The following is a 22677-nucleotide window of genomic DNA, read 5'->3' as shown; positions in this document are numbered from 1 at the left end:
GAAGGCGCGTCATGGCGCCTTTGTCGTTCATCGTGAATCACCTCCGCGAAATCACATCGGGCGAAATACCGCGTACTGGTCGCCATCGACGTGTTCCATGTACCGCGAGTCATGGAGCGTGAGGTTGACCGGCTGGCGGTGTTTTTCGTCCGTGGCGTCCTGTCCGTCGTTGGTGCGCGTGTTGAACAGGTTCGACGCGTTCGCGGAATTCACGAGGGAATCAAGCCGCGGCGCGTGCCAGTCGAGGTGCCCTCTGAGCAGGTAGAAGTGCATGATGCCGCATTGCTGGTGCGCCCAGTAGTCATGCCACGTGAACGAATCGGGCCGCCATACGGAGTTGTGGCTCTCGAAGAACGACGCGCCGTTCATCGGCATGCACTCGGGGGTCGAGATGATGATGTATCGCGATCGATAGTTGAGAAATTCCAGCAGATCGCGACCGTGCGAGTGACGCATGTGTTCGATGACGTCGCCCAGAATGACCGTGTCGTACGTGTCGCCGGCTCGTTCGTAAAGCGTGTCGCTGACGGCGGACACGATGTCGTCGTAGCCGTTCTCGCGCAGGAGCGGATGTGTGTTCTCGTCGCATTCCAGCGCCGTGAAACGGCAATCCGGCACGACCTGCTTGAGCAGGCGCCCGTATTTGCCGCCTCCGGCCCCGATATCCAGAATATTCGTCGGGGCGATCGACTTGACGAGATGCTGAGTGAGCCGATCGAAGGTCGGCCACGAATACCCGATCTGTTCCAAGCTGATCTCCGATGACGGCGGGTTCGAGGAATCGATTGTAGTCGCCCGGCGGCGTTTACCGCCGGAAATCGCGGCGTCGGCGCAGCAGCCCGCCCTGGATGCCGCTGCCGCCCGGCACCCGGCGGCAGCCCGACGGCGCGACCGAGCCATCTTGCTCGGATTCACCTGCGCCGGCCCCGTGCTGACCATCCCTGACAGTATGCGGCCGGAGCTCCGCTAAAATGCCGGGTTGCCGCGCGCCGCTTGACGCGGGCCGCGCATCGCGCGCTACACTGCGTTCATTCCAGCCCCATTCAATCTTCCATCCCGCCGACGATGACGTCCCCTGTCCTGAACGGCCTGCGCATCGGTATCACGATCGGGCTGCGTGCCCCCGACGAAAGCCTGTGGATCAACGGCATCAAGCAGAACGCGCTGTTTCTCGCGAAGCTGCTGATGGCGTCGCCGCACGGCTACCGCGTGACGCTGGTCAACACAACCGACGTGCCGCTCACCGATGCACTGCCGTGGGATCGCAGCGTATTCGACACGCGCACGTTCGACGACATGAAGGACGCGCTCGACGTGGTGATCGAACTCGGCGGCCAGATCAACGCGGAGCAGACGGCCTACGTGAAGGCGCGCGGCGCGAAGCTCGTCAGCTACTGCTGCGGCGTCGAGTACATCAACGTGATGGAATCGATGCTGTTCGGCCGCCGGCTGTGGGATTCGCTGTTCATCAACCGCGGCTACGACGAGGTGTGGGCGATTCCGCAGATCGCGCCGTCGTCGCTGCCGTTCCTGCAGTCGATGCGCCGCTGCCCGGGGCGCGTCGTGCCGTTCGTGTGGGATCCGATGTTCCTGAGCGCGCGCGCCGCGTCGCTGCCCGAGCGCGGCGAGTACCGGCCGCGCAGCGAGCCCGGCAAGCGGCTGACCGTGATGGAGCCGAACCACGACGTGGTGAAGTTCTGCGTGTATCCGATGCTGATCATCGACGAAGTGTATCGGCGCGAGCCCGACGCGATCTGCTTCACGCACGTGACGAACGCCGATCGCCTCGCGCACGGCAGCCCCGAGTTCGTGATGCTGATGAACTACCTGGACATCGTGCGTGCGGGCAAGGCGAGCTTCGTCGGGCGCTTCGAGACGCCGCTGTTCCTGGCCGACCTGACCGATATCGTCGTGTCGCACCAATGGTCGAATCCGCTCAACTATTTCTATTTCGACGTGTGCTGGCAGGGCTATCCGCTCGTGCACAACGCGAGCCTCGCTCCCGATCTCGGCTACTACTATCCGGACAACGACGTGGAGCAGGGCGCCGCGGCGCTGCTGCGCGCGCTGCATACGCACGATGACGACTGGGAAGCGTACACGCGGCGCCAGCGCGAGATCCTCGGCCGCTATACGTCGGCGAATCCGGCGCTCGTCGCCGAATACGACGCGCTGCTCGCGAGCCTGATCGGCGTGTCGGCCGCATAAGTCCTCCCGATTTGCTCGCGGCGCATGTCGTTGCACCGCAGCCTGCCATCGGGATTGGTCCGCCTTTATGTCTGACGAAATGGTGCCGTTAAAAAAGAAACCGCCGAACCCGATTGGTTCGACGGTTTTGAAGGCACGAAATTGACGGCTCCGAGGGAAGTCCGTCAGAAATCATTTTAGAGGTTAACAAGTCTTAAAGATTGTTAAACATGTTTCAATCGATAATCATCATATGATTAAAGTCGATTTTATCGATTGGAAACGTCTGGATTCGGTTTCCATTTTTAATAATGGGTTTGCAGCATGGAGATTGAGTGCTGCGATGATCGAATGACGGGCGGCGGACGATCTTTGGCGCCGGATGAGCCGGCTGGCGGGCTTCGCGGCGGGCCTGGCCGCGAGTGAAGGCGATACGTCCCGAACGGCTATTTATCCGATCAATTGGATATTTCCTGATTTGCGCGATGCGTGAATGGCGGGATAATTGATTCAGGTCAAGATGTTTAGGTAAAAAGAATAAACGGCATCTCGATCTGGATTCCGCAATTTGCGTTAGTGTGACCTGTCGCACAATCGATATCGCGCGCGTATGGTTTATTTCCACTAATTGAATATCGTTGAAAAATATCGAATTTGACGGCGCGCCGAAGCGAAAAGTACGCTCCCGGAAAAGATCGACATGACAGGATGGGCCGGGTAGGCGGCGGAGCGCGTGAAGGTCGACTTGCTCCGCAATGTTTGTTGAGGTCGAGCCGCGATTGGCGGCTCGCCATTTGCCGGAGCGCCGGATGAATGCGGTCGAAGCTCGCCTGGAGGCGAATCGGGAAGCGCAGCGTGACGAAATCGATGTCGTGTTCGGTGCACCCGACGATCATCCCGACCTCGCGTCGGTACGCAGTTTCGTGGAAAGCCGGCTCGGGTTCGCGCAAGAGCCGGTATGCCGCGCCGACCTGTCGGGTGGTGTGCTGTACCGGGAATGCCTGGCGAGACTGCGCTGGGGCGAGCGTGACGCGCTGCCGCCGGTCGCGTTCCTGCCGCGCCTCGAGGCGCTCGGTTTGATGCGGTGGTTCGACCGGCTCGTGGTCGGTCGAACGATCGACGCGCTGCGTGCCGATCCGGCGGCCGTGTTCGGCTGCAACGTGACGGCGGCGAGCGCGGTCGTCGACGACGGGTGGCTGGCGATCTTCAGGCGGCTCGAGCGCGAGCCGTCGGTCGCGGCGCGGCTGGTGGTCGAAATCACGGAGACGGGGCCGCTAAATCCCGTCGCCGGGCGCTCGTTCGTGAACCGCTTCCAGCGGGCCGGATGCCGGATCGCGATCGACGATTTCGGGGTCGGCTTCAGCGCGTTGAACAACCTGGTGGTCGGCAATCCCGACATCGTGAAGCTCGACCGGTCGATCCTGTCGATGATCAAGCGCAACGCGATCGGGCGCTACCAGTTCCGCAGGCTGATCGCGTTCGCGCATGAAGGGGCGCGGCACGTCGTCGTCGAAGGCGTGGAGAGCGAGAGCGACCGGCAGATCCTCGTGGACGCCGGCGTCGCGTGGGCGCAGGGCATCCGTTTTTCATGGCGGTCGCCGGCCGCCGCTTGACGGCGGGGAACCGGCGAAGTGGCGTGCATGACGCACGCCGGTATCGGGCGTGGCCGGCGCGTGGCCGGGACGAATCGCAAAGGGGCGTGGGCATGGCGGGGACGAAGGCCGGAGGCGGAACAGGCACGCAGGCGGGCGGTGCGCGCGATCTCGTCGCGATCGCCGAGCTGGCCGACATGCTGCGGCAACTGGGCACCGAATCGCCCGAGGTGCCGATCGACGTCGCGCCGTATCTCGACGGCCTGGCAGCCGTTGCGCGTCGCATTCGGCGGATGAAGCCGCTCGACGCCGGCGCCCGCGAACTGGCGGCGCGGCACTATTACGCGGGCGTCATCGCCGGCGCATGCGGCGACGATTCGGCGATCGCGCGCGGCGTCACCGACAGCCTCGCCAGTCAATCCGGCGGCGCGAGCCCGACGGCGGCGCGCTGTTTCGCGGCACTCGCGCGCACGGGGCGGCGGCACGGTCGTGCGTTCGCCGCGCAGAGCGGCAATCGGGTGCCGGTCTAGCGGCCGGTCACACCGGTCACGGGCCGAGGCACGGCGCGAGGCGCGCGGCCTGCGTCGACCTCATCGGCACGCAGCAGCGCCCGGCCCGCGGCGAATCGATCAATCCTTCCCGAATCCCCCGAGCACGAACGCCATCGCGCGGTCGACCGCGTCGTCCCATTTGCCGACGTGCGCGGCGCGCACGATCCGGATGCCCGGATAGAGCGCGGTGCGCGAGCCGGTTTCCCAGCGTGCGTCGGCTTTCGGGCTGAGCAGCAGGACGGCCGGCACGCCGAGCGCGCCGGCTAAGTGGATGTGCGCGGTGCAAGTGGTCACCACGGCGTCCAGTGCGAGCATCAGCGCCGCCAGGTCGCTGAAATCGCCGATCGCGTGATGCGGGAACGTCACCGGCAGCTCCGACTGTTCGGACTGCGCGGACAGGTCGCGATTGATGCAGTACGCGGCGTGGCCGTGCAGCCGCGTCAGCGGAGCGAGGTCGCGCAGGCTGGCCGCGCGATGGAAGCGCGCATCGCTTTCGTCGCGGCCGCGCCAGTTGAGCCCGATGCGGCGCGTGCCGGCGGCATGGCCGTCGCGCGACACGCGTTCGCGCCACGCCGCCACGTGCTCGGGCGGGCAAGACAGGTAGGGCGCCGACGATCCCGTCGGCGCCGGTGCGTAGCCGAACTCCGCGGCGAGCACCAGGAACGAGCACCAGTAGTCGTGCGCGATCTGCGACGTGTCGACCCACGCGCCGTGTGCGCCGATGAATTCGATGTGCGGGAACGTGTGGCGCAGCAGGCCCGTCAGCGCGTCCGGCACGACGACCGTCACGTCCGTGCAGCCGAGCGTATCGAGCGCGTGCAGGTAGCGCGCGTACTGGAGCTGGTCGCCGACCCCGCCGTAGCTGAGCACCAGCAGCCGCTTGCCCCGCAGCGGCTGGCCGCGGTAGAGCCGCTCCGTCGGCAGTCCGAACTGTGCGGCCGTCAGGACGTTTTCGCTTGCAATGGTGGCGCGGGCCGCTTCGGCACGCCGACCAGCGCGCAGCAGCAGCGCCGAGCGCGCCAGCTCGATGCGGCCGCGCGTTGCATCGGGCAGCGCGTCCGTATCGCCGAAGTGTTCGAGCGCCGCGAGCCCGGCGTCGGGCGCACCGGCGAAGCCGTAGCACGACGCGAGCTGCAGCGCGATTGCATCGTCGTCGAGCCCGCGGCCGCGCGCGCGTTGCCAGCGGGCGATCGCATGTCCCCACTCGCAGCGCGATTCGTGGTCGAGCGCGCGGTTCCAGTTCGTTTCGGGCGCGTCGGCATCGACGTTGGCGGCAGGCGCTGCCGGGGGCTGTATGTCGGCTTCGGCCGTCGTATCGATCGCGACCGGTTCGAGCGAGATGGTCAGCCGCTGCCGGTCCCAGCGTGCGTTCGGCACGCACAGCAGGTTCAGCGTGTCGGCCCGGTAGAACGTATAGTCGAGGCCGGCAAAGGTCGCGAGGATCGGCGCCTCGCCGACTTTCCAGTATTCGATCCAGCACCACGGCAGATGCGTCTCGATCAGCCGGCGCGCGCCGCGCAGCGCATCGATCTCCATCCCCTCGACATCGAGCTTCAGGAAATCCAGCCGCGGCAGGCCGAGCGAATCGAGCGTGACGACCGGCGTCGGCGTGCCGCCTTCCGCATGCGCGTCGACGAGCGAGACCACGCCGAAGTCGGCGTCGCGCCCGTAATCGACGTCGGGCACCTTCATCGTGCCGTTGGTGCCGGCAAGTCCCATGTTCAGCAGATGCACGTTGTCGAGCTCGTTGAGCGCGAGGGTGCCGCCGAGCGCATGGCACAGCGTGCGCTGCGGCTCGAACGCGTAGACGCGGCCGCCGCGCGGGCGCAATCGGTGGGCGATCGGCACGCACACGAGCCCGGCATTCGCGCCGCCGTCCACGGCGATCGCATCGTCCGGCAATTGATCGATCACGCTCAGGATCGCGTCGAGCTCGCCCTGGATGTGCGGCCGCCCGGTCTTGATCAGCGCCTCGGCCTGGAACGCGCAATGCCGGTTGATGACGAACGGGCCGTGAATCGAATCGATCACGACGAAATTGCGGACGGCCTGGTTCATGGCGCGGTAGTGTGGACGAATGAGGTCAGCCGAGCGCGCGGTCGGCGAACAACTGCCGGATCTGCGCGGAATACGCGTGGACGTTGTGGTCGGCGAGCGCGTCGACCTGGTGCAGGCAGCGGCGGGCCGCGGCCGCGTAGTCGTCGAGCCGCGCGTCGTGCGTCTGCGCGGCGGTCGCGATCGCACGCGCCGCGTCGAAGATCTCGAAGTCCGGGTAGTAGTAGCCGACGTCGCGCAGGAACGGCGAGTTGTGCACGAGCGGATAGTTGCCGTACAGCGCGTCGTACAGCAGGTAGTTCAGGCCGTTTTCCCAGTGATGGGACACGACGATGTCGGTGTGATGCGCGGCCCACGCGACGAACGGCGCGCGCACGTCGGCGGTCGCCTTGCCGTCGCGCACCATTTCGAGCCCGAGCGCGAGATGCTTGAAGGCGACGTTTTCCTTCTTGTCGAACGTGTTGGTCATGAACACGTGCTCGACGAGCTCCGGATGCTCGACGTAGCACGCGTTCGCGGCAAGCATCGGCACGATCGAACTCTTCACGACGTTCAGGTTCGGTTCGAAGAACGCGATGCGCTTCGCGGTGCCGTGGTTGCGGTAGCCGAAGCGTGCCTTTAGTTCAGGATCGGCGTCGAGGCTGCGTTCGATGAAATACGGCGACCAGATGTGCGGCAGCTCGATCACCGGCGCGCGATAGACGGCCTGGAAATACGCGGCGCACGTATGCATGTGCTGCGGGTTGGTCCAGATCTCGTCGAACTGCACGCGGTTCGGGTTCGGCCGCCACTGGTTCTTCTCGAAGTTGATCGTCTCGACCGCGATCACGTAGTCGTTGCCGAAGCGGTACGACACGCACTTGCCGCCGCGCCGGCGCACGGCGTCCGTGTGGGTCGAATCGATGAACGCGTTCATCTCGATCAGCAGGTCGGTCTGGTGGACGACGCTCGACAGCGGCCGCAGCGCGTCGCCGAACGCGTCCATCATCAGCGCTTGCGGATAGTCGGTGATGCCGTCGTCGTGCGCGAGCCAGACCTCGCCGATCAGCGGCGAGCGCTTCAGCAGCATGTACAGGTACACGCAGTGCTGGTTCGCGCCGTTGTACCAGATCGACTGGGTCGCGTCGCGCTGCACGTTCATCGTTATCGCGACATTGAGTTTCATCGGGGCGGCTCCGTGGGGCGCGCGGCTTATTGCGCGAAATTCTGCGATTGGCGCGGGACGTAGCCCGTCAGGTGCCAGCGGCCGTCGTCTTCGAGGCGGAAGCTCAGCTTCTCGAACACGGTCGCGCCGCTCGTGAGCGTCGTCGCAAAGTCGAGGTTCGCGTAGAGCCCGTCGGGCATCGCCGCGGCATTCGTGTAGCGAATGCGCGTGATCTGCGCCCAGCCGCGACGGCTGACCGCACCGAGCGACTGGCGGGCATGCTGCATGTCCGCCGCGAACTGGTCCTGCTTGATGCGCGCCTTCACGAACGCGGCGGCGTCGGTCCACACTGCGCCGTACTGACCGGCGTCGAGCTGCTTGAACACCGTATCCGAGTCGCGGAGCAGCGCGTCGGCCGATTCGCCCGACGATTGCGCATGCGCGCCGATCGCAATCGACGCGACGGCGCAGCCGATCAGCCATTTGGCGCGGGTGAGGGTCGTGCGTGTGCTCATGTCGGAGTCCGGAATGGGCGGCGCGTCACGCGTCGCGATAGAGGGTGGCGATCGCGTCCGTATAGGCGGCGACGTTCTCGGGGTTGTAGATGCTCACGGAACTGAGCACGTGCTTCGACTGCTCGCGGTACGCGTCGAGATTCGCATCGTGCTCGGCGAACGCCTTCAGCAGCGCGCGGCCGCCGGCCTGGCAGTCGAAGTCCGGATAGAAATACCCGGCCTTGCCGAGGAACGGCGAGTTGTGGATCAGCGGGTAGTCGCCGTACAGCAGCTCGTAATACAGGTAGTTCTGCGCGTTTTCCCACGTGTGCGATACCACCGCATCGCCGTACGCGGCCATGAACTCGTACACCGCGTAACGGCTTTCGAACGTCGTGATCCCGTGGTTCACGATGTCGAGGCTCTTCGCGAAGTGGACGAACGTCGCATGCTCCTTCAGGTGCAGCGTGTTGCACACGCGCACGAACTCGAGGAAATCGGGCTTCGCGCGATACGCTTCCTCGGCCACGAGCATCGGAATGACGCTCGTCTTCACCATGCAGATGTTCGGCTCGAACATCGTCACGCGCCAGCGCGGCTTGCCCGGCTGATAGCCGAACGACAGCCCGGCGCCGAGCGTCGCGCGCGCCTTGTCGAACAACATCGGGTGCCAGATGTGCGGGACGATCGTGACGGGTGCACGCAGGCCCGTCTGGTAATAGTGCAGGCACGAACGCTCGAATTCGGGAATCGTCCACACGGCGTCGTACGGCGCGCCCGAGAACAGAAAACCCGACGGCTTGTCGAACATCGCGCGTTCGATGTCGATCACGTAGTCGTTGCCCACGCGCATCGTGACGACCTTGCCGCCGCGCTCGCGGAACGCGCGCAGGTAGTCCGCGCCGAACTGCGCGCTCATTTCGATCAGCACGTCGCAGCGCTGCAGCGCTTCGTCCATCGACAGCAGCGGCACGTCCCATTCGCCGAGCATCATCTGCGGATCGGCGACCTGTTCGCCGCCGTTCACCATCACCGCTTCGGCGACGAGCGGCGACTGGCGCAACAGCAGGATCAGCAGCAGGCAGTTCTGGAAGATGCCGTTTTCCCACAGCGACTGGCCGGCGCCGCGCACGAACAGCGACACGCCGACGACGAGACGTTTGCCCTCGCCGGGCGCTTGACGGGCATTGGAGTCCGACATGCGTATTCTCCGGTTCAGGCGACCAGACGCGAGACGAACGCGTCGAGGTTCGCGGGGTTGTCGATCGAGACCGACTGCAGCAGCCGGCCGGCCTTCGTGCGGTAGTCGTCGAGGCGTTCGTCGTGATGCAGCCACGCGTCGAGCAGCGCGCGGCCGCCCGCGGCAGAATCGAAGTCCGGGTAGTAATAGCCGGCATCGCCGATCAGCGTCGAGTTGTGGATCAGCGGATAGCCGCCGTACAGCACGTCGTAATACAGGTAGTTCTGCCCGTTTTCCCAGTGGTGCGACACGACCGCATCCGCGTGGCGCGCCATGAAGCCCGGCAGGTCGAGGCGCGGCTCGAAGGTCGCCTTGTGCTGGCGCACGAGATCGAGGCTGTTCGCGAAGTGCACGAAGGTCGGGTGCGTCTTCATGTGCAACGAATTCACGACGAACATGTGTTGAACCGCGTCCGGACGCGCGCGATAGAACTCGTCGCACGCGAGCATCGGGTAATGGCAGGACTTGGCGACCGAGATGTTCGGCTCGAGCATCGCCAGTTGCCACGGGCGGCGGCCGGGCCGATAGCCGAACGTCGCGCCTTCGGCGGCGAGCGCGGCGATGCGACGCTCCAGGAAGTACGGCGACCAGATATGCGGCATCAGATGGACCGGCGCCCGCAGGATCGTCTGCAGCATCGGCGCGGCCGTCTTGTCGTATTGCGGCAGCAGCCACACTTCGTCGAACGGCGCGCCGTTGAAGACGTGGCCCGACGGCTTGCCGAAGATCGGGGTTTCGCACAGCCCCGCATAAACGTGCCCGCAGAAGAACGCGGCGATTTTCTTGCCGAGCGCCTTCATGTGCCGAAGCCATTCGACCGGCAACTGCGCGCCCATTTCGATCACGACGTCGAGTTCGTGCGTGACGTCGGAGGGCTTCACGAGCGGGATGTCGAGGCCGTCGAGTTCGAGGCCGGCCGGCAGCGCGCTGGCGTCGCCGCCGTTCAGGAAGTAGACGGGGCCGACGCGATCCGAGCGCTTGAGCATCATCGCGAGGAACGCGATGTTCTGGTGGATGCCGTTTTCCCAGATCGCCTGGCCGTCGCGCGCAAACAGCGAGATGCCGACGGCCGGCCGTTGCTTGCGGGTGCCGCCCGAGGCGGCTTCGTTGATGTCCGTCACCGGTTGGTTTCCTCTGCGGCGTCGTGCGTCAGGGCATCGCGTCGAGCGTCTGGCCTGGAAGCGGCGCGCCGTGGATTGTCATGGTTGCATGTGCACCGTGCGCCGCGCGGGCGAATCGGGCGACGTGGCTTGCCGGGCGGCAGCCGGATTCCGGCATGTCGACGGGCGCGCCTGGCACGGCGCGCGATTCGGGCTGATTCGGGCGGGCTGCCCCGGCGGCTGTCTGCGGCGATTGTGGCACGGAAACCGTCGTTTTTGGTGTCGCGTGACGAACTTTGACATACCCGCCGCCCAACGGAAACGGGCGCCGACGAAGCGGCGCCCGGCGTGTCCGGCGAAGGTCGGGGCCGGCCCGGCACGACGCTGGCGGCCTGCCGGGGCGGGGTGCCGCGCGCGGCGGCGGCCCGCTCAGTGCTGCAGGCGGATCTCGACGCGGCGGTTGCTGGCGCGGCCTTCCGGCGTCGCGTTGGACGCGACCGGATCGGCTTTGCCGCGGCCGGTGACCGTCAGCGCGTCGGTCTTCAGGCCGTGCGCCTTCAGGTAGGCCGCGACGGCTTCGGCGCGGCGCTTCGACAGCGCGAGATTGTAGTCGTCGCTGCCCACCGAATCCGTGAAGCCGGTGACGGTGACCTGCGAGTACGTGTGGTCTGCGCGCTCGTTCAGCAGCCGGTCGAGCGATTCGCGCGCGGTCGGGGCGAGCGTCGCGTGGTCGGTCGCGAACAGCGCGTCGCCCGACAGGTTCACCTGTTCGACGACGGCCGCCGCCGGCGCGGCGGCCGACGCCGCTTCGGCCGGCGCCGCGCCGCACTGGAACACGAGCGTCGCGGGATCGGATTTGTCGCGCAGCGCGCGGGCCGAGTCGACGGCGCGCACCGGCTCTTCGCCGCAAATCTTGCGGGCGGCCTTCATGCAGGTCTGCGGGCCCGACAGCAGGCCGTGGCAATCCACCTGGAAGGTCCGCACGCCGTCGCGCGGCTGCAGTTCGGAGGCGCTGAAGGTCGGGCCGGATGCGGTCGAGCACGCGGCGAGGGCCGTTGCGGAAAGTGCGAGCGCAAGAGCGAGTTTGTTCACGGTTACATCCTCAATGCTTGGGTTGACTGAAGCCCGCCACGGGGCGCGCGGCGGGCTCGTCCGGCCGTCGGGGCCGCCGCGGGCCGTCCGGCTGGCGAGCCGGACGGCCTGGCGGCGCGACGCGTTACTTCCACTGGTACAGCATGCCGGCGCCGATCACCTTCTGACCGCCGCTGAAGCCGCCGTTGACCGACGCCTTCAGGTTCTCCGTGATGCGCGCCTGCATGCTGACCGCCATCGCCTTCTGGCCGAGGAAGGTCGACGTGCCCACGCCCATCCCGAAGTTGGCGTCGCGATCGAGCTGCGGGATCGACGCCATCGCGCCGACGGCCGCGATACCCTGCTTCGCCATCTGGTCGGTCTGCTGCAGTTGCGAACCCAGCGAGTTGATCTGCGCCTGCTGGCCCGACAGTGCCGTCGACAGCGTCGTCTGCACCTGCGTCAACTGGTTCACGTTCACCGCGTCGGTGCCTTGCGTACCCGGCGCGACGTTGATGACCTGGCGCTGCTGCGTGTCGCTGCCGACCGATACGACGTTCTGGCGGTTGCTGTCGGTCGAATTCGCGCCGATCGCCACCGAGTTCGAGCCGGCAGTGACCTTCGGCGCATCGCTGCCCGTACCGTTCATGTCGGCCGCGATGCCGTTGTTGTTGGCGGCACGCGTCTGGTTGTTGTTGATCGTCGTCGACAGCTGGTTCAACGTGTTGTTGATGTTGTTCACGCCGGTCGACAGCGACGCCACGTTGCTGTTCGTCGTGCTCAGGCCGGTGGACAGCGAGCCGATGCCGGTCGAGGTCGACGTCGACAGCGAGTTGACGTTGCTGTTCGTCGTGCTCAGGCCCGTCGACAGCGAGTTGATCGCGGTCGAGGTCGATGTGGACAGCGACGCCACGTTGCTGTTCGTCGTGCTCAGGCCGGTGGACAGCGAGTTGATGCCCGTCGACAGCGACGCGACGTTCGACGCGGTCGACGTCGACAGCGCATTCACCGCGTTGTTCGTCGCGTTCAGCTGGCTGCCGTTGATCGCGTCCGTGCTCGTGTCGGAGATCCGGCCGGCGGCGACGTTCGTGATCTGGCGTTCCTGGCCCGGTGCGCCGACGCTCACCACGCCGACCGGCGAGTTGCCCGCGAAGAAGTACTGGACGCCGCCGATCGTGGCGCTCGACGTCGGGTTCGCGGTGCTCGTGACCGAGTTCGCGCCGAGTGCGATCGAGTTGGCGACGTTGGCCTGCGCGTTCGTGCCGAAGGCGAGTGCGTCGGCGGCCGTGGCCTTCGCGGCCGAGCCGTAGGCCTGCGCGCCGACGGCGCTGGCCGTGGCCTGGCTGCCGAGTGCGATCGTGTTGTCGGCGAGCGCCTGGTTCGAGCTGCCGAGGGCGAGCGCGCTCGCGCCGTTGGCCGTGTTCGCGTTGCCGAGCGCCACTGCGCCGTTGCCGGTCGCCGTGTCGTTCGCGCCCATCGCCACCGCGCCGGTACCCGTTGCGATGCTCGGGTCGCCGATCGCGACTGCGCCGTCGCCGCTTGCCGTGTTGCCGGAGCCGATCGACACCGCCTTGCCGCCCGATGCCGATGCGTTCTGGCCGATCGCGACCGCGCCTGCCGTCTGCGCGTTCGAACCGTCGCCGACTGCCACGCTGCTGTTGCCGGCCGCGCTGGCGTTCGTGCCGGCTGCCAGGGCGTTGACGCCCGTCGCGCCCGTGTTGTCGTAGTTGCCTTGCTGCGTGCCGTTGTCGTTGACGCTGTAGTAGTGCGTCTTCGCGGCATTGATCGCGGTCGAGGTCGAGGTCGACAGCGAAGCGACGTTGCTGTTCGTGGTGCTCAGGCCGGTGGACAGCGAGCCGATGCCGGTCGACGTCGACGTGGACAGCGACAGGATCGTGCTGTTCGTGTTGCTCAGGCCGGTGGACAGCGAGTTGATGCCGGTCGAGGTCGAGGTCGACAACGACGTGATCGAGCTGTTGGCCGACGACAGGCCGGTCGAGGTCGAGGTCGACAGCGAGCTGATCGAGCTGTTAGCCGACGACAGGCCGGTCGAGGTCGAGGTCGACAGCGAGCTGATCGAGCTGTTTGCCGACGAAAGACCGGTCGAAGTCGAGGTCGACAGCGAGCTGATCGAGCTGTTTGCCGACGAAAGACCGGTCGAGGTCGATGTGGACAGCGACGTGATCGAGCTATTAGCCGACGAGAGGCCGGTCGAAGTCGAGGTCGACAACGACGTGATCGAGCTGTTGGCCGACGAGAGGCCGGTCGAGGTCGAAGTCGACAGCGAATCGATCGAGCTGTTAGCCGAAGACAGACCGGTCGAAGTCGAGGTCGACAGCGACGTGATCGAGCTGTTGGCAGACGAAAGGCCGGTCGAAGTCGAAGTCGACAGCGAATCGATCGAGCTGTTAGCCGACGACAGGCCGGTCGACGTCGAGGTGGAAAGCGACGTGATCGAGCTGTTAGCCGACGAAAGACCCGTCGAGGTCGAGGTGGACAGCGACGTGATCGAGCTGTTAGCTGACGAAAGACCCGTCGAGGTCGAAGTCGACAACGACGTGATCGAGCTGTTGGCCGACGAGAGGCCGGTCGAAGTCGAGGTCGACAACGAAGTGATCGAGCTGTTAGCCGACGAAAGACCCGTCGAAGTCGACGTGGACAGCGACGTGATCGAACTGTTGGCAGACGAAAGACCCGTCGAGGTCGAGGTCGACAGCGACGTGATCGAGCTGTTGGCCGACGAGAGGCCGGTCGAGGTCGAGGTCGACAGCGAATCGATCGAGCTGTTAGCCGAAGACAGACCGGTCGAGGTCGAGGTCGACAGCGACGTGATGGAGCTATTGGCCGACGAGAGGCCAGTCGAGGTCGAGGTCGACAGCGAGGTGATGGAGCTGTTGGCCGACGACAGGCCGGTCGAGGTCGAGGTCGACAGCGACGTGATGGAGCTATTGGCCGACGAGAGGCCAGTCGAGGTCGAGGTCGACAGCGAGGTGATGGAGCTGTTGGCCGACGAAAGGCCGGTCGAGGTCGAAGTCGACAGCGAATCGATCGAGCTGTTAGCCGAAGACAGACCGGTCGAAGTCGAGGTCGACAGCGACGTGATCGAGCTGTTGGCCGACGAAAGGCCGGTCGAGGTCGAAGTCGACAGCGAATCGATCGAGCTGTTAGCCGACGAAAGACCCGTCGAGGTCGAGGTGGACAGCGACGTGATCGAGCTGTTGGCCGACGAAAGGCCGGTCGAAGTCGAAGTCGACAGCGAATCGATCGAGCTGTTAGCCGACGACAGGCCGGTCGACGTCGAGGTGGACAGCGACGTGATCGAGCTGTTGGCCGACGAAAGACCCGTGGAGGTCGAGGTCGACAGCGACGTGATCGAGCTGTTAGCCGAGGACAGACCGGTCGAAGTCGAGGTCGACAGCGATGTGATCGAGCTATTAGCCGACGAGAGGCCCGTCGAGGTCGAGGTCGACAGCGACGTGATCGAGCTGTTAGCCGACGACAGGCCCGTCGAGGTCGAAGTCGACAACGACGTGATCGAGCTGTTGGCCGACGAGAGGCCAGTCGAAGTCGACGTGGACAGAGAGTCGATCGAGCTGTTGGCCGACGACAGGCCCGTCGAGGTCGAAGTCGACAACGACGTGATCGAGCTGTTGGCCGACGAGAGGCCAGTCGAAGTCGACGTGGACAGAGAGTCGATCGAGCTGTTGGCCGACGAAAGACCCGTCGAGGTCGAAGTCGACAGCGAAGTGATCGAGCTGTTTGCCGACGAAAGACCCGTCGAGGTCGAGGTCGACAGCGACGTGATGGAGCTGTTTGCCGACGAAAGACCCGTCGAAGTCGACGTGGACAGAGAGTCAATCGAGCTGTTGGCCGACGAAAGACCCGTCGAGGTCGAAGTCGACAGAGACGTGATCGAGCTGTTTGCCGACGACAGACCGGTCGAGGTCGAGGTCGAGAGCGAAGTGATCGAGCTGTTAGCCGAGGACAGACCCGTCGAAGTCGAAGTCGACAACGAAGTGATCGAGCTGTTGGCCGACGACAGGCCGGTCGAGGTCGAAGTCGACAGCGAAGTGATCGAGCTGTTGGCCGACGAGAGGCCCGTCGAGGTCGAGGTCGACAGCGACGTGATCGAGCTGTTAGCCGACGAGAGGCCGGTCGAGGTCGAAGTCGAGAGCGACGTAATCGAGCTGTTGGCCGACGAAAGGCCCGTCGAAGTCGAAGTCGACAGCGACGTGATCGAGCTGTCAGCCGACGAGAGGCCGGTCGACGTCGAAGTCGACAGCGAGTCGATCGAGCTGTTAGCCGACGAGAGGCCCGTCGAAGTCGAAGTCGACAGCGAGGTGATGGAGCTGTTGGCCGACGACAGGCCGGTCGAGGTCGAAGTCGACAGCGAATCGATCGAGCTGTTGGCCGACGAGAGGCCGGTCGACGTCGAAGTCGACAGCGAGGTGATGGAGCTGTTTGCCGACGACAGGCCCGTCGACGTCGAGGTCGAGAGCGAAGTGATCGAGCTGTTAGCCGATGACAGACCCGTCGAGGTCGACGTGGACAGCGAAGTGATCGAGCTGTTAGCCGACGACAGACCGGTCGAAGTCGACGTGGACAGCGAGGTGATCGAGCTGTTAGCCGACGAGAGGCCCGTCGACGTCGAAGTCGACAGCGATGTGATCGAGCTATTGGCCGAAGAGAGGCCGGTCGAAGTCGAAGTCGACAGCGACGTGATCGAGCTGTTAGCCGACGACAGCCCCGTCGACGTCGACGTGGACAGCGACGAAATGGCGCTGGTCGCGGAACCAACTTGTTGGGCGACCGAGTAAAGCTGGCTGCCGTTGATCGCGTCGGTACTGGTCGGCGTTACCTGGCCGGCGGCGACATTGGTGATTTGTCGCTCCTTGCCCGCGCTGCCGACGCTGACGGTGCCGGCCGGCGTGGAGCCTTGGAATCCACCGAACGTAACGCCGTTTACAGTCGCGCTGCTCGTGCCGACGGCCGGGCCGGTCTTCGAATTGGCGCCGAGAGCCACGGAATTGCTGTCGCCGGCATTGGCGCCGTTGCCAATGGCAATCGAATCGTTGGCGCTGGCAACGGCGGCGGTGCCGATCGCGATGGCGTCGGTGCCGGACGCGGTGCTGTCGGCGCCGGTCGAGTTCGCGTGGAAATACTTGATGCCCTTGCTGTTGATGTTGTCGATCGCCGAGCCCACGCTGTTGGCCGTCGCCGTCGTGCCGTCGGCGTTGTACGTGGTGTACGCCGGCGCCGAGACTTTGCCGGTCGTCGGGTCGTACGTCGAGCCGCCGCCGAGTGCCGACGCCGTGCTGGTGCCGAGATTGTCCGCCTTGGTCGAAACCGTGCTCAAGCCGGTGGACAGCGAATTGATGCCGGTCGAAGTCGACGTGGACAACGAAGTGATCGAGCTGTTGGCCGACGACAGGCCGGTCGACGCGGACGTGGACAGCGAGTTAATGCCGGTCGAAGTCGACGTGGACAGCGAGGTGATCGAGCTGTTGGCCGACGACAGGCCCGTCGATGCGGACGTGGACAGCGAGTTGATACCGGTCGAAGTCGACGTGGACAACGAAGTGATCGAGCTGTTGGCCGACGACAGACCCGTCGATGCGGACGTGGACAGCGAGCTGATGCCGGTCGAAGTCGACGTGGACAGCGAAGTGATCGAGCTGTTGGCCGACGACAGGCCGGTCGATGCGGACGTGGACAGCGAGCTGATGCCGGTCGAAGCCGACGTGGACAGCGACGTAATCGAGCTGTTGGCCGACGACAGACCCGTCGATGCGGACGTGGACAGCGAGCTGATGCCGGTCGAAGTCGACGTGGACAGCGACGTGATCGAGCTATTGGCCGACGACAGGCCGGTCGACGCGGACGTGGACAGCGACGTAACCGAGCTCTTGGTCGAGCTGATACCGGTAGACAGCGAGTTGATGCCAGTCGAAGTCGACGTGGACAGCGACGTGATCGAGCTATTGGCCGACGACAGACCCGTCGATGCGGACGTAGACAGCGAATTGATGCCAGTCGAAGTCGAGGTGGACAGCGACGTGATCGAGCTGTTAGCCGACGACAGACCCGTCGACGCAGACGTGGACAGCGAGTTGATGCCAGTCGAAGTCGAGGTGGACAACGACGTGATCGAGCTATTGGCCGACGACAGCCCCGTCGATGCGGACGTAGACAGCGAATTGATGCCAGTCGAAGTCGAGGTGGACAACGACGTGATCGAGCTGTTGGCCGACGACAGACCCGTCGACGTGGACGTGGACAGCGAAGTAACCGAGCTGTTGACCGAGCTAATACCGGTAGACAGCGAATTGATGCCAGTCGAAGTCGAGGTGGACAACGACGTGATCGAGCTGTTGGCCGACGACAGACCCGTCGACGCCGATGTCGACAGGCTGGTGATGCTCGACGTCGTCGTGCTCGCCACCGCGTAGAGTTGGCTGCCGTTGATTGCGTCAGTGCTGGTACTGCTGACGAGCCCTGCCGCGACGTTCTGGATACGACGTTCCGAACCGACTTTGCCGACGCTGACAACACCGGCGGCCGATGACGATGCGGCAAAGGTGCCGAACGACTGACCGTTGATCGTGCTGCTGACGGTGCCGGTACCGCCGGTCGTACCGGATGCATTGCCACTTGCGGTGGACCCCGCGCCGATGGCGACCGAATTGGCGACGGTGGAGGTTGCGCCCGAACCCAGCGCAATCGAGCTGCCGCCCGAGGCAGTTGCGCCGTTGCCGAGCGCGATATCGTTCGCGGTGGTCAGCGAACCGCTGACCCCTGCGACGGCGTTCGTGCCTTGCGCGATGGAGTTGTTTCCGTAAGCCTTTGCGGTCGTGCCCAGCGCGACTGCGCTGTTCGCAGCCGACGTGGCGCCTGCGCCCAGCGCCATGCCGGCATCGATCACCGAGCTCGAATTGTCGACTGTTGCGCCTACGCCGAGTGCAACCCCACGCGTCGTGTTGTTCGACGTCTTTGCCGATGCGCCGACAGCGACACCGCTGTTTTGTTGCAAGTAGCCATTCTGGTCGGCCGTTGCGCCCGTACCCAGCGCGAAGCTTTGGCCGTAGCTTGTCGCACCGTTGCCGATCGCAATCGAGTTGATGTCCTGCGAACCGCCCGTGGTCTTCGCGCCCGTACCGATTGCGATCGAACCGTCCGCTGCCGTCGCGGCGTTGGCGCCCAGCGCCACGGAGCCGGTGCCGCCTGCCGATGCGTTGTAACCCAGTGCGGTACTCGATTGCCCCGAGGCCGTTGCCTGGAGGCCGTTGGCGGTTGCCTGCTGTGCGGCATAGGCGCCCATGCCGATAGCCACGGCCCCGTTGCCAGAGGCCGTTGTAAACGAGCCGAACAGGGTGACGCCGGTCAGGTTGTTGCCGTTCGCATTACAGCCGGCAACCGACGACCAGCCGCCGCTGCCGTCTTGAGGATTCGTGCCGGCAACGTACGTACGCACGCCGTCCGGTCCGGTAGCGGCGCTGAAGCCGCAATTGGCTCCGCCATTTCCCCCGCTGAACGAATAAGTACCTGCGTAGCTGGCCTGTGCAGCGCCCACCAGCAACAAGCTGACGAGCAACTTGACCGATGCCGAGCGTTTGCTCTTGCCCCGTGCAGAATCCAGTTCCGACGCGGCGACCCACGCGCCAAGGGCTTCGTTCCAGATCGAGCGGTATGTGCGGTTCATGTTCAGCTACCTCCAAATATGCACGCCACACACCGGTCTCTGTTGTTAGAGGAATACTCCGTGCGCTCGCGCAAATCTCAAAATTGATGGGCGGAGTTTATTGGAGGAGGATTTATAAGATTGCTAAAAAATGACAAATAGCGGGTTGGTAAAGTTAAAGGATGGTTAATAAGTCGTCTTTTGATGTATTGGGTTCGAATGTATTTGAAGGTTGTAAGAATGATAAATGAAGGATTCGAATCATCTGCTGCACCTCCAATGTTTCTCATAAAAATCAATGAGTTGCTGTCGATATGTGCGATGGATTACACATGGAAACGTCTCAAACGTAAGGCAAATGAAATAGCAAACGTTTGCGCGGCGATGGATCTTTTCATTGCTGTAATGTGTAGGGATGCGCTGCCCGCTAATTCAATTGTATTTTTATTAATTTGTTAATTTTATGTTTTTCGCGTAGTTTGATTTTGATTTATTTGATTAACTGCCAATCTCTTTAATTGGAAATCCCGACTGCCGGACTATGCTGATCTGCGCATCTCGTCCGCTGCGATGGTCCGCGCGGCGGGCGTTCCCGGCGGGTTGGCGCGTCGAAGTTGTAAAAAAGTGCTACGGCGTGATGAACTTGTTCACCATCATGCATTTTCGAATTTGTCTTATTGACTATTTCCGTCGTGGTGGTAATGCAGCGGTGTTCGCAGAGGGTACGAATCAATCAGGGAGGCGTGACCTGCTCCTGCTGCGGGCTTGCGGGGGAGGAGGTGTTAAAAACGCCGGCCGGGCGTCGGCGGCGACGTTCCCGAATCGTCAAATTTCGGGTGCGACAATGTGTCCGCGCGCCCCGAAACGTCGAAGAAAAAAGGGCGGGAATAAATGTGTCGGATGCGCGACATTCGGCAGCCGGATGCACGTCGGTGCGATCCTGCGCCGTGTCCGGTGGAGGCGCTTCGAGCGGGTGTCGGGCCCGCACAGCACAGGTAACGGGGTGCGCGCGATGCAAATACGACGAACGCGCACTACTGAAGTCCGAACCGAACGGGACACGCGGCGCGGGGCACGGAACAGACCGAATGCGTCGATCACTGCGTGTCGCGCCGCTGCACGCCCGGACGCGGGGCGATGCGATTGCCCGCGTCCGGATCGGGCCGGAATTCAGCCCGCCTCGCCGTTTCGATCGCCGATAACCTTGCCCGATCGCTCGACCTGACCACCGGCAACCGGGCAACCGGACGACCGCGGGCAACCGCGCGATTGCCCGCAGCGGCTGCGTTACTTCCTGAGAAACCGCAGCGCGAGCCGCGCCATCCGCGGCACGAACATCGGGCGCAGCAGGCGCTTGTCGTATCCGGCCATCCGCCGGTCGTTCTCCTCGAGACACAGCGCGATCAGTTCGCGCGGGTTCAGCGCGTCGCCGATGTCGGCGGTGCCGGTTGCCGGAAAATTCGCATCGCGCGCCGCGCCGTCGGCGTCGATGCCGCGCGCGATGCTCATGCGGTCGCGGATCAGGCACACCCATACGGCGGCGACGCGGGCGAAGAACCACGGCCGGCGCCACCACGGCATCGTGCGCCAGTACCACGCGTACCAGTTCACGAAGAACAGGATGTGGCGGCCTTCTTCCTGGATCACCGGTTCGAAGGTCTCGACGAGTTCGGGCGGGAAATAGCCGGAGCGCTGCGCGGAGCGGAACAGGCCGAATGCGAAGAAGCTGTCGATGCATTCGCTGAAGCCCGTCATCATCCACGACCATTCGGGATCGGTGGGCGCCGGGTAAGCCGGCTCGGGCGCGAGCCGGATACCGTACGCCTCGACGAGCTTCGACAGCACGACCTTGTGGCGCGCTTCCTCGTTGCCGTCCATCTCGAGCGCGCGGCGCAGCAGCGGATCGCCGATCGTGGCCGCATAGGTCGCCACGCGGATCGATGCGCGGCCTTCGGTCTGCACTGCGATGTCCCAGATCGGCAGCGACGTGAGCCGCCTGAGCTCGGCGGGCTTGAGCGCCGGCCAGTCGATCACCGCCGGCTTGTACGGGTTGTGTGTGTCGAGCAGCATGCGGCAGAACATCTGCTTGTGCGCATCGGAACCGATCCGGACCGGACCTTGCCTCTCGAAGGTCCAGTTGCGCATTGCGTGATCTGCGGCTGCGTGCTCTTCCTGCAGCGTGTCACTCATGGCTATTGTTATGCGATTACGGATCGAAAGATTCTTACATACCTTCCGTAAACGCGTATTTTCGAGCGGCGATGCGCAGGCCGGCCCCGCGTGCATCACGCGTGCGTGTCGACCCAGAGGCGACCCCAGCGGGACGCGTAGGCCAGCGCGTGTTCTTCCTCGAAGAAGAAATCGATTGCGTCGAACGACACGGAGCGCGGCGACGGGCCGCTGCTTGCCTTCTCAATCGTCAGGTTGGCGGCGAACAGCCCGTTCGGCAACCGGGCGGCAGCGGGGGCGACTTCATAACCCTTGTAGCGGATCGTACGGTTCATGGCGTGCGCGGAGAGAGTTCGGAGGTTCAGCGTACGAAAACCCGCCTGCGGCGTGAACCAATCTTTCGGCCAATGCAAATCACGCGGCGGGCCGAATCGTTATCGGCACGGGGTGCGGGAAAAGACGATCGAGGAGAAGCGTCGACGTGCGCGGCGCATGGCCGCTCGGATGTGCGCCGCCCGCGCCGGCGAAGCGGGTCGGCCGGGCGCGGGCGGTGGAAGGCGGGAGACTTACTGGTTGGCGATCTTCAGCACGGGCGCGAGCGCATCGACCGATGCCGCATGCGATGCCGCACGGTGCGACGCGAACGCGAGCGCGAACTCGGCCGCTTGCGAGCCGACCGTTTCGAGCTGGGCGACGACCTTCGGATCCGAGCAGCTGTCGGCGCCGTCGAAGCGCGTTTCGAGCGTGTTCACGGTTGCGCCGAACGGCGTCGGCCAGCCTCGCAGCGCGTGCACGATCGAACGCAGCGACGTCAGCACGGTGCCGGCCGCCTGCCAGCCGTAGGCGGTGACGATCAGGCCGACCGCGCGCCCGTCGAGGTACGGACGATCGTCCGCGCGCAGTTCTTCCAGCGTGTCGAGCGCGTTCTTCACGAGGCCGGAAACGCCGCCGTGATAGCCGGGCGTCGCGATGATGATCGCGTCGGCTTCGCGTACGGCGTCGATCAGTTCGCGCTGCGCGTCGGTCAGCGTTTTATGTTCGGGGGCGTAGTGCGGCAGCGTATGCAGGAACGGGCCGTCGAACAGGCGCGTACGTGCGCCGGCGGCCTGCGCGCCGCGCAATGCGAACGACAGCGCGCGTTCGGTGGACGACGCTGCCCGGGTGGTCCCGCCAATGCCGACGACGAACGGGCGGCGGTGCTGATCGAATGCAGTCAAGGGGCGCTCCTTGGGGATGGCTTGCCCGGCTAAGCACAGGCTTAAAACCAGATGGTAACGACCCCGACGCCACTCTGAAAACGACTTTTCGTTCTATCGATATGCCGCGCGGCAGGGGCAATCGTGTGCGCGCCCGCCCAGATCGATAGCAGAAATGCTTGGTTGGGACGGCGGGCCGC

Annotated in this window: 14 protein-coding genes; 3 read left to right on the top strand and 11 right to left on the bottom strand. The window is 64.7% G+C overall.

Annotated features, from left to right (window positions below; genetic code table 11):
* Positions 1–51: 51 nt before the first annotated feature.
* Positions 52–750 (bottom strand): methyltransferase domain-containing protein, encoded by a 699-nt coding sequence (locus WJ16_RS30695; protein ID WP_069260718.1) that lies wholly within the window; start codon positions 748–750, stop codon positions 52–54.
* Between the two features lie 315 nt (positions 751–1065).
* Between WJ16_RS30695 and WJ16_RS30690 the strand changes: the two genes are divergently transcribed.
* The 3 genes from WJ16_RS30690 (at position 1066) to WJ16_RS30680 (ending at position 4309) form a co-directional block, all read left to right on the top strand.
* Positions 1066–2208 (top strand): DUF2827 domain-containing protein, encoded by a 1143-nt coding sequence (locus WJ16_RS30690; RefSeq protein WP_069260717.1) that lies wholly within the window; start codon positions 1066–1068, stop codon positions 2206–2208.
* 788 nt (positions 2209–2996) lie between these two features.
* Complete coding sequence (locus WJ16_RS30685; protein WP_069260716.1) at positions 2997–3800, top strand: EAL domain-containing protein; 804 nt, start codon at positions 2997–2999, stop codon at positions 3798–3800.
* A 92-nt stretch (positions 3801–3892) separates the two neighbouring features.
* Positions 3893–4309, top strand: a complete 417-nt coding sequence (locus WJ16_RS30680; RefSeq protein WP_069260715.1) for a hypothetical protein — start codon at positions 3893–3895, stop codon at positions 4307–4309.
* A gap of 99 nt (positions 4310–4408) precedes the next feature.
* Here the strand turns inward: WJ16_RS30680 and WJ16_RS30675 are convergent, their stop codons facing one another.
* From WJ16_RS30675 to WJ16_RS30615, 10 genes are all read right to left on the bottom strand, one after another.
* Entirely contained in the window at positions 4409–6388 is a 1980-nt protein-coding gene (locus WJ16_RS30675; protein WP_069260714.1) for an FkbM family methyltransferase, read from the bottom strand.
* Between the two features lie 25 nt (positions 6389–6413).
* Entirely contained in the window at positions 6414–7550 is a 1137-nt protein-coding gene (locus WJ16_RS30670) for a DUF2827 family protein (RefSeq protein ID WP_069260713.1), read from the bottom strand.
* Positions 7551–7576: 26 nt separating this feature from the next.
* Positions 7577–8044 carry a DUF4019 domain-containing protein gene (locus WJ16_RS30665; protein WP_069260712.1) on the bottom strand — a complete coding sequence of 156 codons (468 nt, stop codon included), beginning with the start codon at positions 8042–8044 and terminating at the stop codon, positions 7577–7579.
* Positions 8045–8069: 25 nt separating this feature from the next.
* The gene (locus WJ16_RS30660; protein ID WP_069260711.1) at positions 8070–9224 is read right to left on the bottom strand and encodes a DUF2827 domain-containing protein; all 1155 of its coding nucleotides are present in this window, start codon (positions 9222–9224) and stop codon (positions 8070–8072) included.
* A gap of 14 nt (positions 9225–9238) precedes the next feature.
* On the bottom strand, positions 9239–10384 hold the full coding sequence (locus tag WJ16_RS30655; RefSeq protein ID WP_069260710.1) for a DUF2827 domain-containing protein: 1146 nt from the start codon (positions 10382–10384) through the stop codon (positions 9239–9241).
* A gap of 408 nt (positions 10385–10792) precedes the next feature.
* Positions 10793–11455 (bottom strand): OmpA family protein, encoded by a 663-nt coding sequence (locus WJ16_RS30650; protein ID WP_069260709.1) that lies wholly within the window; start codon positions 11453–11455, stop codon positions 10793–10795.
* 124 nt (positions 11456–11579) lie between these two features.
* The gene (locus WJ16_RS35155; RefSeq protein WP_076606059.1) at positions 11580–19133 is read right to left on the bottom strand and encodes an ESPR-type extended signal peptide-containing protein; all 7554 of its coding nucleotides are present in this window, start codon (positions 19131–19133) and stop codon (positions 11580–11582) included.
* A gap of 1266 nt (positions 19134–20399) precedes the next feature.
* A complete protein-coding gene (locus WJ16_RS30625) occupies positions 20400–21302 on the bottom strand; it encodes an aminomethyltransferase (protein ID WP_069260706.1) in 903 nt (300 codons plus the stop codon).
* Between the two features lie 95 nt (positions 21303–21397).
* Complete coding sequence (locus WJ16_RS30620) at positions 21398–21616, bottom strand: transcriptional regulator (protein WP_069261235.1); 219 nt, start codon at positions 21614–21616, stop codon at positions 21398–21400.
* A gap of 231 nt (positions 21617–21847) precedes the next feature.
* On the bottom strand, positions 21848–22498 hold the full coding sequence (locus tag WJ16_RS30615) for an NADPH-dependent FMN reductase (protein WP_069260705.1): 651 nt from the start codon (positions 22496–22498) through the stop codon (positions 21848–21850).
* Between the last annotated feature and the right edge of the window lie 179 nt (positions 22499–22677).

It is taken from the genome of Burkholderia metallica, assembly GCF_001718555.1.
In the GTDB taxonomy this organism is placed as follows: Bacteria; Pseudomonadota; Gammaproteobacteria; order Burkholderiales; family Burkholderiaceae; genus Burkholderia; species Burkholderia metallica.
Note: the sequence above shows the minus strand (reverse complement) of the source record. Positions and strands in the feature narration are given on the sequence as shown.

Excerpts from the sequence above, each read along its gene's own strand:
- WJ16_RS30690 (WP_069260717.1), top strand. The coding sequence starts at position 1,066 with ATGACGTCCCCTGTCCTGAACGGCCTGCGCATCGGTATCACGATCGGG.
- WJ16_RS30685 (WP_069260716.1), top strand. The coding sequence starts at position 2,997 with ATGAATGCGGTCGAAGCTCGCCTGGAGGCGAATCGGGAAGCGCAGCGT.
- WJ16_RS30680 (WP_069260715.1), top strand. The coding sequence starts at position 3,893 with ATGGCGGGGACGAAGGCCGGAGGCGGAACAGGCACGCAGGCGGGCGGT.
- WJ16_RS30675 (WP_069260714.1), bottom strand. The coding sequence starts at position 6,388 with ATGAACCAGGCCGTCCGCAATTTCGTCGTGATCGATTCGATTCACGGC.
- WJ16_RS30670 (WP_069260713.1), bottom strand. The coding sequence starts at position 7,550 with ATGAAACTCAATGTCGCGATAACGATGAACGTGCAGCGCGACGCGACC.
- WJ16_RS30665 (WP_069260712.1), bottom strand. The coding sequence starts at position 8,044 with ATGAGCACACGCACGACCCTCACCCGCGCCAAATGGCTGATCGGCTGC.
- WJ16_RS30660 (WP_069260711.1), bottom strand. The coding sequence starts at position 9,224 with ATGTCGGACTCCAATGCCCGTCAAGCGCCCGGCGAGGGCAAACGTCTC.
- WJ16_RS35155 (WP_076606059.1), bottom strand. The coding sequence starts at position 19,133 with ATGAACCGCACATACCGCTCGATCTGGAACGAAGCCCTTGGCGCGTGG.
- WJ16_RS30625 (WP_069260706.1), bottom strand. The coding sequence starts at position 21,302 with ATGAGTGACACGCTGCAGGAAGAGCACGCAGCCGCAGATCACGCAATG.
- WJ16_RS30620 (WP_069261235.1), bottom strand. The coding sequence starts at position 21,616 with ATGAACCGTACGATCCGCTACAAGGGTTATGAAGTCGCCCCCGCTGCC.